The organism is Flaviflexus sp., from assembly GCF_041440645.1.
Taxonomy (GTDB): domain Bacteria; phylum Actinomycetota; class Actinomycetes; order Actinomycetales; family Actinomycetaceae; genus Flaviflexus.
In genome coordinates this window covers 10,241-23,526 of the sequence record NZ_JASDVN010000033.1, presented here as the reverse complement: position 1 = coordinate 23,526, position 13,286 = coordinate 10,241, and the positions used below count along the sequence as shown (strand labels likewise).

Below are 13,286 nucleotides of genomic sequence, written 5' to 3'. Positions count from 1 at the left end.
GTAGCCTCCCGGTCGATGACCATGCCATTCTCGGACGGCTTGATGACCGGTCCCTCGTTGTGATCCTCGATGACGATCTGAGCGTCCTTCGGGGCGTCAAGATCGTCGCCCGCACCGTCAACGACACGGTTGACGAGCTGCTCGGTGTCGATCGACATGGTGAGCTCTCCGTCGGCTTCTTCGAAGGAAGCCGCCTCGGCGAGCGCCGTGGGTTCGAGAACAATCTCGCGCTCACCAACCATGACGGTCAGGCTCGAAGCAACGAGAGGCTCAGCCTGCTCGGTACGAACCGCCTCAACATCGGCATCGGTGATCTCGGGCTCGAGGTCCGTGGGCTGTAGCTCAATCGGGCGCGACTGGGAGAGCCAGCCCTGCTGGAGCACCTCGACAGCGTTGTCGGCGTCGATTCCCACGCCGTTTTCCTGCGGAGTGGTCTGGATCGTGGAACCCGCGAACTTGATCGTCGCGTTCACGGGTTCGGTACCAAGCTGCTCATTAAGGGACGCCACGGTCTCGTGGAGTGCCTCCTCGTTAAACGAGACAACGGGTTCGAGTTCCGTGTTGCCCGACATGTGGCGCCACAGGGTGGCGGGATTGAACGACAGGCCGGTGAGCCCCTCGACCGTGGCGGCACCATCGACCTTGACATCGGTGCCGGCCGGATCGATCTCGGTGGAGATGTCGGTGCCCGCGACCGTGACCGGTACGGGTTCGCTCACCACTCCCTGGAGCTCGCTCTCGACCTTCGCGGCAGCATCCTCTTCGGTCATGCCACCAATCGATACTCCGGACACGGAGGTGTTGGCTGGAATGAGATCGGCGAAGTAGAAGGCCGCGCCCACGTAGAGGCCCGCGGCCACTGCAACAGCGCCACCGGTGATCCACGGCCAGAGCTTCCGCTTCCTAGGAGCGTCGCTACCCTGGTCGATAGACTCACTCATGTCGTCATCATTCCACGTCATCTCGTGCCTTCCATATCAAACACTTGGCTAGTCTAACGCCGCACAGTGTAAAGATCCTGATGAGAACGTTACAGTTTGGCTACCGTACCGTCAGGTCCGCCACATGCCGCGGTATTCAACGCCTCACGTCACTGGCAGTCATTTTGACGGCTTCAGCGCCGAACCTTGCACAGGCATCACATCGCAACACCCGCGGACACCGGAAGGTTCCGTGACCGCGGGTGCTGAGCCGTACTAGTTGGAGTCGGTGTTGTCAGTATCCGAGGCCTGATCGGCCCCGAGGATGAGGTACCCGATCCAAGCCACAACAACGCCAAGGAGAAGAGCCGCGGGGGCACCGTAGGACCACCAGGTCGTGAGGTACTGATTGATGGTCCCGATGCCGTCGCCGTCCGAGTGCATGCTGGACAGGAGAAGGGTGAGGAGCAGGCCGAGGCCGTAGCACACCCACCCGGTGCTGCCCGAGAGCAGCAGGAAGGCAGCGGAGCCCGCGAGGATTGTCAGGAGAGCCACGACGACGCCGGTGATGCCCCCATCGATGCCACCCGAATGGGTGACCGTACCGAGAAGGGCAGACATGCCGCCCAGCACCACACCCGCGATGTAAAAACCGATGCGTGCCGACTGGGACATCTCCGGCCCCGCCATGAGCTTCCTGAACGAGGACACCGTTACTTCCCCTGGGCCCTCTTGCGGTTTGCCTTCACGCGCTCGTGGGAATCGAGGATGACCTTGCGGATGCGGATGAGCTCGGGAGTGATCTCAACGCACTCGTCTTCCTCGATGAACTCGAGCGACTCCTCAAGCGTGAGCTTGCGGGGCGGAACGAGAACCTCAAACGTGTCAGCGGAAGCTGCACGCATGTTGGTCAGTTCCTTCTCGCGAACGACATTGACTTCCATGTCCTCGGCACGCGGGTTCTCGCCGACGACCATGCCTTCGTACACTTCCTGGGTCGGCTCCACAAAGAAGGTACCGCGGTCCTGGAGGCGCAGGAGGGAGAACGGGGTGACCGCGCCCTGACGGTCGGCAATGAGCGAACCGGTGATGCGGGACTCGATGGGACCGGCCCACGCGTCGTAACCTGCGAACAGGGAGGAGGCGATGCCGGTGCCGCGGGTTTCGGTCAGGAAGTAGGTGCGGAAGCCGATGAGGCCACGAGCGGGCACGGTGTACTCCATGCGGACCCAGCCGGTGCCCTGGTTGGTCATCGTTTCCATGCGGCCCTTGCGTGCCGCCATGAGCTGCGTGATCGCACCGAGGTACTCCTCGGGAGTATCGATCGTCATCTGCTCGTACGGCTCGAGAACCTTGCCGTTCTCATCAAGCTTCGTCACAACCTGGGGCTTGCCCACGGTGAGTTCGAAGCCCTCGCGGCGCATCTGCTCAACGAGGATGGCGAGCGCGAGCTCACCACGGCCCTGAACCTCCCAGGCGTCGGGACGTTCGGTGGGCAGCACGCGGATCGAGACGTTACCGACGAGTTCGCGGTCGAGACGGTCCTTGACCTGACGTGCGATCAGCTTGTGGCCCTTGACCTTGCCGGCAAGCGGCGAGGTGTTGATACCGATGGTGAGGGAGATGGCGGGCTCGTCCACGTGGATCGCGGGAAGCTCGATCGGGTTCTCGGGATCGACGAGGGAGTCACCAATTGTAATCTCGGGGATACCAGCAACGGCCACGATGTCGCCGGGGCCCGCTTCCTTGTCCGGCACGCGCTCAAGGCCAACGGTGCGGAGCAGCTCGGAGATGCGGACGTTGGACATGGTGCCGTCCTGCCTGCGCCATCCAACAGTCTGACCCTTCGACAGGGTTCCGGAGTGCACGCGCACGAGAGCGAGACGACCGAGGAACGGGGATGCGTCAAGGTTCGTCACCTGAGCGGCAACGGGTGCCTCATCGTCGTACGTGGGGGCCGGGATGTTCGTCAGGATCGCGTCGAACAGGGGCTCGAGGTTCTCCGAGTCGGGAAGGGTGCCATCCTCGGGCTTGACCGCGGAGGCGCGTCCTGCCTTGCCGGATGCGTAGATGACGGGAACGTCAAGGAGTGCGTCGATGTCGACCTCAACATCGTCATCCCCCTCCATGTCAGACGCCAGGTTGAGGAGCAGGTCAGTCGTTTCGGACACGACGCCGTCGATGCGGGAGTCGGGGCGGTCAACCTTGTTGACGACAACGATGACGGGAAGCTTCGCTGCGAGTGCCTTGCGGAGCACGAAGCGGGTCTGCGGGAGCGGACCCTCCGAAGCATCGACAAGGAGCACCACACCATCAACCATGGACAGTGCGCGCTCAACCTCGCCACCGAAGTCGGCGTGGCCGGGGGTGTCGACAACGTTGATCGTGACGCCGTCGGGAGCACCATGCTTGGCTGCATGCTCACCGCGATAGGTGATGGCGGTGTTCTTCGCAAGAATGGTGATGCCCTTTTCTCGCTCAAGATCTCCCGAGTCCATGACGCGTTCGCCAGTGGATTCAACGGAGGCGTGGGAGTCAAAGACGTCGGACTGCCACAGCATGGCGTCAACGAGGGTGGTCTTGCCGTGGTCAACGTGGGCCACGATTGCTACATTTCGAATGTCTGAGCGAGTTACTTTCACCGGCGTTGCTCGGTTCCTTTCTGAGCGCGCATGCGCGTGGATGGGACCCAATGGGATCCAGGGTTTATGGTACAAGCCGAATGGCGCATGCAGAGCTTTGAGCGATCCAGTTCACCAAACTTGGGACGAACGCCTCTAGGAAACTTTGCGAATGCTTAGACCAGTGGCAGAACCTGCGACAATGGGAGACATGACTGAACCGATCTATCGTCTGCGCTCAACGGGACAATTCGCCAAGGCACTCTTCCTTGCCGTGTTCTTCCTGATCTTCCTGATCGTGACCCTGATCGATCCGAACGCAGTCGGTTTCTCAGGCCCTCTCATGGTGTTCGCTGGCGGCCTGCTCCTCGCCTACGTGTTCTTCATTAATCCGTCCCTCAACCTGGATCGGGAGGGTCTGACGGCCGTCAATTGGTTCACGAACCGCACGATCACGTGGAAGGACTATTCCGACCTCGACATGAGGCTGGGGATGCACATCGTGTCTTCCAGCCACTCCGACATCGTCTCCTCATTCCCCGGCTCGGGTGGTCTGTCGCGCGGCCGCACCGCGCTCCCGAAGAGCAATCCCCTCCACAGGACCCCGAGCGAGTCCAAGTACATCCGGCTCAACAATTCCGGCCAGTACAAACACACGACCAACATGAAGGAAGCGGCCTCCCTCGTGCAGCGCATGTCCGAGGAATACACGAGGACCGCGCCAGACCGCCCCCGCACCAAGTCAATCGACCCCATGCGCGTCGGCATCGCAGTCATCGCAGTCGCACTCATCTACTTCGGTCTCATCTCCGCCATCCCGAGCTGAGCGAGCCCAAGGAGAACCAAAGCCACTCCCCCACGTCCCCAGCAAAGAAGCTGGGGACGTGCCTTTCTCTCCTTCTTATTGACCCCCTTCTCCCTTCTTGACGCCCTCTTCTCAATGCGAGTCCGGGGCCAGGTCATGAAGTGGCGGGATGCGGGGGCCCGCGCTAATCGATCGTTACCTGCGAGTGACGCGTGCAGATCGAGTCAAACAGCAGGGCAAGGAGTACAGAAAGGCCTCAGGGGTGGAACCTGCGTTCCACCCCTGAGGCTGAGATTCTGTACTAGCCGAGTTGCTTAGATCTTGAGCTCGGAGACGTCGTCACCGAATTCGCGGAGGAGCTCGTGACGCTCCTCGCGGCGGCGCTTCTGCTCGATCGGTTCGGGAACCGGAGCGGCCGCGATGAGGCGCTTCGTGTACTCTTCCTTCGGGTTGTGCAGAACGTCGGTGCACAGACCCTGCTCAACGACCTTGCCGTTCTGGAGAACGACGACGCGGTGCGCCATGAGGTCGACGACCGCGAGGTCGTGGGAGATGAAGAGGCAGGCGAAACCGAAGTCGGACTGAAGGTCGGCCAGCATGCGGAGCACCGTGGCCTGGACCGACACGTCGAGAGCCGAGGTCGGCTCATCAGCGATCAGGAGTGACGGGTTGAGTGCGAGTGCGCGAGCAATACAGACGCGCTGACGCTGACCACCGGACAGCTCGTGCGGGAAACGGTTGTAGGTGGAGCGGGGCAGCTGCACGGCATCGAGAAGCTCGTACACGCGCTGACGCTGCTCCTTCTTCGAACCAACCTTGTGCACGACGAGCGGTTCTGCGATGCAGTCACCGACCGGGAAGCGCGGGTTCAGGGATGCTGCGGGGTCCTGGAAGACCACCCCAATGTCCTTGCGGATCTTCTTGACCGCGTTCTTCTCCATGCCAACCAGGTTGTCACCGAAGATGCGAACCTCGCCTTCGGCGGCCGGCTGGAGGCCGAGAATGCACTTACCGATCGTGGACTTACCGGAACCGGACTCGCCCACGAGGCCGACGATCTCGCGTGCCGCGAGGTCGAAGGAAACCTTGTCGACGGCGCGGAACGGGGGCTTGCCCCACACGTCGTATTCAACAACGAGGTCCTTGACGTCGAGAACGGTCTTCGACAGGTCGAGGCCGGAGTCCTCGAGTTCCTTCAGACCGAACTGCGCACGGCCCTGACCCAGGTGAGGGACGGCGTCGAGAAGACGCTTCGTGTAAGGGTGCTTCGCGTGGTTGAGAACCTCGACCACGGTCCCGGACTCAACGATGTTGCCGCGGAACATGACGTGCACGCGGTCCGCCATGTCGGCCACAACGCCCATCGAGTGGGTGATGAGAAGGATGCCGGTATTGAGCTTGTCCTTGAGCGAACGCAGGAGGTCGAGGATGTCGGCCTGGACGGTCACGTCGAGAGCCGTGGTCGGCTCGTCCGCAACGATCACCTTCGGGTTGCACGAGATGGCGATGGCGATGACAACGCGCTGGCGCTGACCACCGGACAGCTCGTGCGGGTACTGCTCGACACGTGCCTCGGGGTTATCGATACCGACCATGCGGAGCAGTTCGACTGCGCGCTCGGTTGCGGCCTTGCCGTAGGCGATGCCGTGCAGCTCGAGAGCCTCGGTGATCTGCAGACCGATCGTCAGAACTGGGTTCAGGGCCGTCATGGGCTCCTGGAACACCATGGCGATGTCCTGGCCGCGGAGGTTGCGCCATCCCCTCGAGGACATGGTGCGGACCCTGTGGCCAGCAACGGTGATGTCGCCGTCCACCTTCGAGTTGCTGGGCAGGAGCCCGAGCGCACTCATGGAGGTCACGGACTTACCGGAACCGGACTCACCCACGAGGGCAACGACCTCACCCGGCTGGACGTTGATATCGACGCCGCGGACGGCATGGACGCGACCGAACTCGGTAGCGAACTGGACGTTGAGGTCACTGAAGGAGAGAACGGGTTCGCCGGTCTTCTCGTGCACCTCGATGATCTCGGAGGCATCCTGGATGGTTGTTTCCTGAGCCTCTTCAGCCTTCTTCTTTCCAAAGATCATGGCTTACTTCACCTTTCCTTTGGCCTTCTGGCGGGGATCGAACGCATCGCGCAGGCCGTCACCGATGAAGTTCACCGATAGTGCGATCGCAAGAATGAAAGCTGCCGGCCAGTAGAACAGCCAGGGCTGGCTCGAGAACTTCTGCTGGTACTGCGAGATGAGCAGGCCGAGAGAAGTGTCGGGAGCCTTCACGCCGAATCCGAGGAAGGACAGGGACGTTTCAAGCAGAATCGCGGACGCAATCGCGAGGGTCGCGGACACGATGATCGTGCCGAGGCAGTTCGGCAGGATGTGCTTGATGATGATGCGCGGGGTGGAGGCACCGAGTGCCTGCGCCGAGTACACGAACTCGCGTTCACGGAGCGAGAGGACCTCGCCGCGCACGAGTCGGGCCAAGCCCGTCCACGACAAGACACCGAGCAGTAACGCAAGGACGAGGATACCGCCGCCGAGACGTTCGTTCGCGAGCTGACCAACGACTGCTGCGAGAAGCAGGAGCGGGATCACGATGAAGAGGTCGGTGATGCGCATGAGGACGGTCTCGATGAAACCGCGGAGGTAACCGGAGAGGGCTCCCACGATCGTTCCGATGAGGGTGGAGACGATGCCCACGACGAACGCGATGATGATGGAGCGCTGGGTTCCGCGCATGATGAGCGCAAAGTAGTCCTTACCGACCGTGTCCTGACCCATCGGGTGCTCACCGAGGGTGAACCAGCCGATGGTTGGTGCGCGGTTGTTCACGATGTCGTAGGTGGTCGTGTAGTTGTGCTTCCACCAGCCCGGGAACGGGCCGAAGCCGATCGAGGTGAAGGCGATGACAACAATGAACAGGAACACGAGCAGGGAGAACATGGCTGCGCGGTGGCGCAGGAAGCGGCGCAGCACAAGCTGACCCTGCGAGTACGACTTGTCGGTTGTCGAATCTAGAACTTCATCATCGAGCTCGGCAACGTTGAAGTCGCCGACGGCTGCGATATGAGCCTTGGGATCTGTATTTTCCATTAGGAGTCACTCCTCAAATTCATCAGTTCTAGCACGCGACTCACCGTCTAATCCTTGGGTCAATGTAGGCGTACAAGATGTCCGCAAACATGTTCATCAGCACCGCGATACCACCAGTAATAAAGAAGAACGCCATGACTGGATCGGGATCGACATTCCTCAGAGCCGTTTCAAACAGCTCACCCATGCCCTTCCAGCCGAACACCTTCTCGGTGATAACCGCACCACCGATGAGTCCGGCGAAGTCGAAGGCCACGATCGTGGTGATGGGGAGGAGTGCGTTACGGAATGCGTGACGAGTCATCACGGTGTGCTCGGGGAGGCCCTTAGCACGTGCCGTACGTACGTAGTCCTGTCCAAGGACTTCCAGCATCGAGGAGCGCGTGTAACGCGTGTAGGAAGCAACCGACATGAGCGTCAGTGACAGGGTCGGGAGAATTAGGTGCGTGGTCGTATCGAGGAAGTTCAGCCAGAAGTCATCCGCGCCGCGGAAGTTCGGTGACACGGAACCGATCGTGGAGATCGGGCGACCGCGAACGAGTTCGATGTAGTCCACCCAGTGGCGGGCAAGGAAGTCGGCCAGCATGGCGAACCAAATCGAGACAACGGTCCAGATGCTCGCCCACATGATCGAGCGCTTCGCGTATCCGCCGAAGAACAGCGCCAAAGCGATCGCAATGACGATGCCGAGGAGCAGAATTCCGAGAAGAGAGACCCACGAGGGATCGGCGATCACGCCACTGAATGCAACGATGACGACCACCATGGCGGCGGCGGAACCAAGAGCAATGCCGAGAGCGCGACGGTTCTTGATATTGGAGATCAGTGCCGTGAAGAGAACTGCGGCTGCGATGCCGGTCGAAACTTCGATCCACAGACCCGCGATCGGGTTGGAGACCCAGTCGGTCACATCGAGCGCGAGGAAGATGCCAGCAGAAGCCAGGAATGTCGCGGCGGCTACGATCAGACGCTTCTTTGCGGATCCAGCCAGGATCGCTTGCATGAACAACGCGAGCAATGCCGATACGACAACTATGAATATCGCGTTAAAGGTTGGGGCCGCTAGCCAATTATTGAATCGGATCGCACCGAACTCCTTGAGGAGGACGGCGAACACGAATGCGGGCAACGAGTAGAAAACGAAGGCAACCAGGGTCACGGCGTAGTCGAAGCCGGAGTACTGACGGATAGCAGCCATCACACCGAAGAAGATACCGACCACGATACCGAGGATCGTGGCGAGCAGGACGAGTCGAAGAGTTGACTCTGCCGCGTTGCCGAGGAGCTGGTTGACGTCCTGGCCGGAACGGTTCTGGCCAAAGTCGCACTGAAGGCGGAAACAACCGAGGATACCCTTGAGCCAGTCCCAGTAGCGGACATACCAGGGGTCGTTGAGCCGCATCTGAGCAATACGCTGATCCATGCGGTTCTGTCGGTTGGAGTCATTGGATTCTCGCAGGTCTGCCAGCGGGTCGCCTGAGTTAACTGTCAGAGCGTAGACCAGCACAGATGCGAGAAAAAGAATCAAGGCTGAGATGCCGATTCTTTTCAATATAAATTTGAACACGTCTCGTACTTCTTTCTGGAAGGTGCGTCCCCAGGCCAATTGCCAAGCATTTCTCGCTCGGGCTCCGTACTGCGAGAGGGATCACCTCGTTGCACACGTAGGCATTCTACGAGCAGGTTTGCTGATCGCGAAATTTGACCGGCCGTGACTTTCGGCCTGGTCAGCGGGGTACTACGTCCAATGTAAAGCCGCGTAGCGGCGGGAAGGCTAAGTTACTTAAACCATTCCCGCCGCTACGCGGCTTTTACTGGGAAACAGTGGGGTTAGCTAACCTCACCAGGTCCACTGTTCAGCGTTCCAAACAACGCCGGACTTAGTGAGGTTGCGCTCCACGTTCTGCAGACCCTCAGTGTGGGCCACAATGCCGGGGTGCACGTAGAGGGGCAGGTTGAAGAGTTCGTCCCAGGTAACCTTTTCGATCTCTTCCTTAGCCTCGAGCCAGACATCCTCATCGAGGGAGGTCTGGACGCGACGCCACTGCTCATCCACGGTCTCATCCGACCATGCGTGGTAGTTCTGCTGACCGGTGGTCATGTAGATGTTTGCGCCGGAGACGATCTGGCCGGAGCCGGACCATGCGAACAGAGCAGCATCGTAGTTACCGGTGTCGAGGGCGCCACCCGGTGCGAAGAAGTCGGACGAGCCGATGTCTTCAACGGTGATGCCGGCCTCTGCACAGGAGGACTGGATGAGAGCAACGGTGTCAGCACGACGCTGGTTCGGTGCGGAGTAACCGAGGCGAACGGTCGGGTTCTCGACGCCGGACTCGGCAACGAGCTCCTTGGCGCGTTCGATGTCAACCGAATCGTAGCGGCCATCGTAGGATGCTTCGAGAACGGTGTCGTAGTTCGGGTCAGAGGGGAAGTACTCGCGGAGGTTCAGGACCTCGGTGTCCTCATCGAGAGGCTTCACGAGACGCTCAACGATTTCCTCGCGAGGCACGCAGTATGCGAATGCTTCACGGAGTTCGAAACCACCGTTTGCGTCGGAGAAGACGGAGCCTTCTGCCCAGTTGTAGTCAACGTGCTCCCAGATCATCGTGGGGCCGGTGAGGATCTCAATGCCGCTCATGGACTCGAGGGTGTCGAGTGCGTCCTGAGTACCCTGTGGCTCAATGACGTTGACGTCCTCGTTGTCGAGTGCCTGCATCTGGCCCTCGGGTGCAATGAAGCGGAAGACGAGCTCTTCAACGCCGGGGGCTTCGCCCCACCAGTCCGGGTTCGGAACGAGCGTGATGTACTCGCCGGGCTGCCAGCCACCCTCAAGGTAGGTGAACGGGCCGTACGACGGGGTTTCCTCAGCCGGGGGAAGTTCGCCCGGGTTCGGGGAGTACCAGTTGTTCCACTCTTCAGCAGCTGCCTGAGCAACCTCGAAGTCCTCGTCCTTGAATGCCTGGAAGAGCTCTTCCTTGCTCATGTCGAGCTTGGCAGCAATAACGTGGGAGGGCAGAGCGCCGGAAACAACGAGCTCCCAGTCGGGGTTCGGGTCGCTGTAGGTAATAACGAAGGAACGATCGCCAGCTTCACACTCGGGGCCAGCACCAACGGGGATGGCGTAGGTGTCGGAAGCGGAAACGTTGTCGAAGAGCGGGGCGCCATCGTTCGCGTCAAGGATCCACTGCGGGTTCTGGGCGACCCAGTCCATGTAGTAGTCCTCACACGTAATGGTGGTGCCGCCCTGGTAAACAGCTTCCTCATTAATGGTGTACTCGACGGTCAGCGGATCTTCCGAGATCATCTCGTAGGAGCCGAGATCGGTTCCGTTGATCCATTCGCCGCCCGCATCGAAGTAGCCGAAGCCGGTCGACATGCGGTCGTTAACGACAGAGTTGCCGGTCGAGTAGGTGCTGGAGAGCAGGTTGTTGTAGCCCGCGTACTCGTCCGCACCGGTGGTGAACGAAACGGTACCCGTCGGGGTACCACCTTCGCCGCCTTCACCATCGGTGGTTTCGTCAGAGGTCGACGTTTCGTCGCCACCAGCGGTTGTCTCTTCGTCGTCGCTACCAGTCGTACATGCGCTGAGCACCAGAGCCACAGCGGCTGACGCAGCAACAAGCGAGTATGTTCTTCTTCGCTTCACAATGTCACCTTTGATCAGAATTAAGTGATTCATCCCAGTGCCCCGGTTCCGGGTGGTTCCAAAAGTACTGAGTTGTCCTAGCAGATGAGGCAGTCACCACATCTTGTTAAGTGTCTGTAGTATACATAGGCGTTTAGCGGTGTCGAACACATTGCTCGACTAGGGGGCATAATTTATCAGTTTGTTATATTTGCTCCACTGCTTCACCAGATCGCACCAAGCGTCACACCCAGCAACATTGCTGGAGCGCGAAAATGGCGAATTTTCGCCAAAACCTGCTTTAAATCCTCACGCAATCATCACATTTGGTTTCGCTTGCAAAAAAGTGAAACTGTCCAGAAAGTATGTTTCCTCACAATAAACACTGTTTCACGATTCGAGACATTTGAGGGTGCCGAAAACTCGCATTGCGACCGCCATTAGAGGCGCAAATCAATGGCGTTGACCAGTGATGAGACTGCGCGCAGACCGTGACACAACTTCGCATTTCGACCAATCCGGGCCCTTCGACCGCGAGCACCTCTCGCGTTACCCCAAACACCAAACTCGCAACACTGATTGCGGCCCAATTGTCTGATTTGTCGTCTTCCCCAGAAGCGAAGCTAGGCGGCACTTGTCGGCGCGGCCTCGGCGGAAAAGGTCGGCGGGAAAGTGCGCCAGACCCAGCAAGTGCCGCACGGCCCGATGACACACACCCCCGAAGAGCCGAATCTCAACGCGCCCTCTTATATGCAGATGTGCGTGCCGGTTAACTCGAGGTGAACAAAGTCGTCACACGGGTTTATACATAGGCGTTCACCGGTGCGCCCGCGGAGGAGACTCCATGGCGCACCGGTGAACAATCACCTTACGAGTGGTTCCAATAGGCGGCGATTGCCTTCGAGAGGCTGTAGGCGTCGTCGACATGACTGAGTTCTCGCACCGAGTGCATGGAGAGCAGCGGCGCACCTACGTCGATCGTGCGAATGCCGAGGCGAGTAGCGGTCAGCGGGCCGATGGTGGATCCGCACGGCACGTCGTTACGTGACACGAAGTCCTGGGTCGGGACTCCAACCTCCTCGCACACCGTGCGCCACAGGGCAGTCCCCCAGCCATCAGTCATATAGGCCTGATTGGCGTTGTGCTTGAGCAACGGTCCGCCACCGAGAATTGGACGATGTGCGGGATCGTGCTTCTCCTGATAGTTGGGGTGCACCGCATGACCGCAGTCCGCACTGAGGCAGGAGGAACGAGCAAAAGCGCGTTGGAGGTCTTCCTCCGACTCGGCACCAAGCGCAGCCGCGGTTCGCCGCAGGACCGTCTCTAGGATGGGTCCCGCGGCTCCGGTTGGGGTTCCCGATCCGATCTCCTCGTGATCGAACGCAGCGAAGACTGCGACGGAGCCAGAACTCGCGCCATGCTGTTCCAGCGCAACGAGACCAGCATGAACCGACAGGAGGTTGTCCTGCCTGCCCGCGGCGAAGAACTCGCCGTTCGGGCCAACGTTCGTTGGCGCCTGAGTATCCGCTGCGACGAGGTCATAGCCCAGCACCTCGCCTTGAGCACCAGCCTTCTGCGCGAGGTACTCCATCAGGCTTGCCCCGTCGACAGAGAAGATTGGGTGCAGGTGCTGCTGCTGATTGAGGGAAACACCTTCCCGCGCAGAACGGTCGAGATGAATGGCGAGTTGCGGAATCGCCATGATCGGACCGGTGCGCACCAGGTGCTCACCGGTTTTCGTGTAAAGCTTGCCGGCGACCTCAAGGTCGCGGTTGAGCCAGGAGTTTGCGAGGAGCCCGCCGTAGGCCTCGACGTTGACCTGCTCGTACCCCTCGGTCGTCGACTGCGGGTTCGGCTTGACCTTAAAAGAAGGAGAGTCGGTGTGCGCACCGACGATGGAGAAGCTGAGCTGGTCCACGTTCTCCGGAACCCACCACGCAATGACAGCCCCGCCACGAACCACGACGTGCCCGCCCGGGCTCGCATCCCAGGCCTCTTCTTCTACCTGACGAACATAACCACTTTTCTCCAGTCGTTCAGCAACCTCGTAGGCCGCATGGAAAGAGGAGGGGCTCGCCGAAATGAAACGAGCCAGATCTGCACTGTGGTTCTTCGCGTTCATACCAACAACGGTACCCCGAGTCATCCCGACCACTCGATTAGAAGAGTGGGAGCCCGCTTCACCAACCGCGAAACTCCACATTCTTGGAGGATCCGCAG

Annotated in this window: 9 protein-coding genes; 1 reads left to right on the top strand and 8 read right to left on the bottom strand. The window is 60.2% G+C overall.

Annotation, left to right across the window (positions count from 1 at the left end; translation table 11 throughout):
- The 3 genes from QMB98_RS04695 to typA all read right to left on the bottom strand — a co-directional run.
- On the bottom strand, positions 1 to 941 hold a 941-nt coding region (locus tag QMB98_RS04695; RefSeq protein ID WP_371684518.1), incomplete at its 3' end, for a peptidoglycan binding domain-containing protein.
- A 255-nt stretch (positions 942 to 1,196) separates the two neighbouring features.
- Positions 1,197 to 1,631 carry a hypothetical protein gene (locus QMB98_RS04690; protein WP_371684517.1) on the bottom strand — a complete coding sequence of 145 codons (435 nt, stop codon included), beginning with the start codon at positions 1,629 to 1,631 and terminating at the stop codon, positions 1,197 to 1,199.
- 2 nt (positions 1,632 to 1,633) lie between these two features.
- On the bottom strand, positions 1,634 to 3,562 hold the full coding sequence (gene typA, locus QMB98_RS04685; protein ID WP_371684516.1) for a translational GTPase TypA: 1,929 nt from the start codon (positions 3,560 to 3,562) through the stop codon (positions 1,634 to 1,636).
- 190 nt (positions 3,563 to 3,752) lie between these two features.
- On the opposite strand from typA, the gene QMB98_RS04680 reads away from it, so the two are divergent.
- Positions 3,753 to 4,367, top strand: coding sequence for a hypothetical protein (locus tag QMB98_RS04680; RefSeq protein ID WP_371684515.1), 615 nt, complete (start codon positions 3,753 to 3,755; stop codon positions 4,365 to 4,367).
- Positions 4,368 to 4,660: 293 nt separating this feature from the next.
- On the opposite strand, the gene QMB98_RS04675 is transcribed toward QMB98_RS04680, so the two are convergent.
- The 5 genes from QMB98_RS04675 to QMB98_RS04655 all read right to left on the bottom strand — a co-directional run bounded on the left by QMB98_RS04675 (position 4,661) and on the right by QMB98_RS04655 (position 13,188).
- A complete protein-coding gene (locus QMB98_RS04675; protein ID WP_371684514.1) occupies positions 4,661 to 6,436 on the bottom strand; it encodes an ABC transporter ATP-binding protein in 1,776 nt (591 codons plus the stop codon).
- A gap of 3 nt (positions 6,437 to 6,439) precedes the next feature.
- Positions 6,440 to 7,441: an ABC transporter permease gene (locus QMB98_RS04670; protein WP_371684513.1), complete on the bottom strand. Its 1,002-nt coding sequence runs from the start codon at positions 7,439 to 7,441 to the stop codon at positions 6,440 to 6,442.
- Between the two features lie 40 nt (positions 7,442 to 7,481).
- Positions 7,482 to 8,864, bottom strand: a complete 1,383-nt coding sequence (locus QMB98_RS04665) for an ABC transporter permease (protein ID WP_371684512.1) — start codon at positions 8,862 to 8,864, stop codon at positions 7,482 to 7,484.
- 417 nt (positions 8,865 to 9,281) lie between these two features.
- The gene (locus tag QMB98_RS04660; RefSeq protein ID WP_371684510.1) at positions 9,282 to 11,087 is read right to left on the bottom strand and encodes an ABC transporter substrate-binding protein; all 1,806 of its coding nucleotides are present in this window, start codon (positions 11,085 to 11,087) and stop codon (positions 9,282 to 9,284) included.
- Positions 11,088 to 11,934: 847 nt separating this feature from the next.
- Positions 11,935 to 13,188, bottom strand: coding sequence for a M18 family aminopeptidase (locus tag QMB98_RS04655; RefSeq protein ID WP_371684509.1), 1,254 nt, complete (start codon positions 13,186 to 13,188; stop codon positions 11,935 to 11,937).
- Between the last annotated feature and the right edge of the window lie 98 nt (positions 13,189 to 13,286).

Bases quoted from the DNA above. Each gene is read 5' to 3' on its own strand.
- QMB98_RS04670 (WP_371684513.1), bottom strand. From the start codon at position 7,441: ATGGAAAATACAGATCCCAAGGCTCATATCGCAGCCGTCGGCGACTTC.
- QMB98_RS04665 (WP_371684512.1), bottom strand. From the start codon at position 8,864: ATGGATCAGCGTATTGCTCAGATGCGGCTCAACGACCCCTGGTATGTC.
- QMB98_RS04655 (WP_371684509.1), bottom strand. From the start codon at position 13,188: ATGAACGCGAAGAACCACAGTGCAGATCTGGCTCGTTTCATTTCGGCG.
- QMB98_RS04680 (WP_371684515.1), top strand. From the start codon at position 3,753: ATGACTGAACCGATCTATCGTCTGCGCTCAACGGGACAATTCGCCAAG.
- QMB98_RS04675 (WP_371684514.1), bottom strand. From the start codon at position 6,436: ATGATCTTTGGAAAGAAGAAGGCTGAAGAGGCTCAGGAAACAACCATC.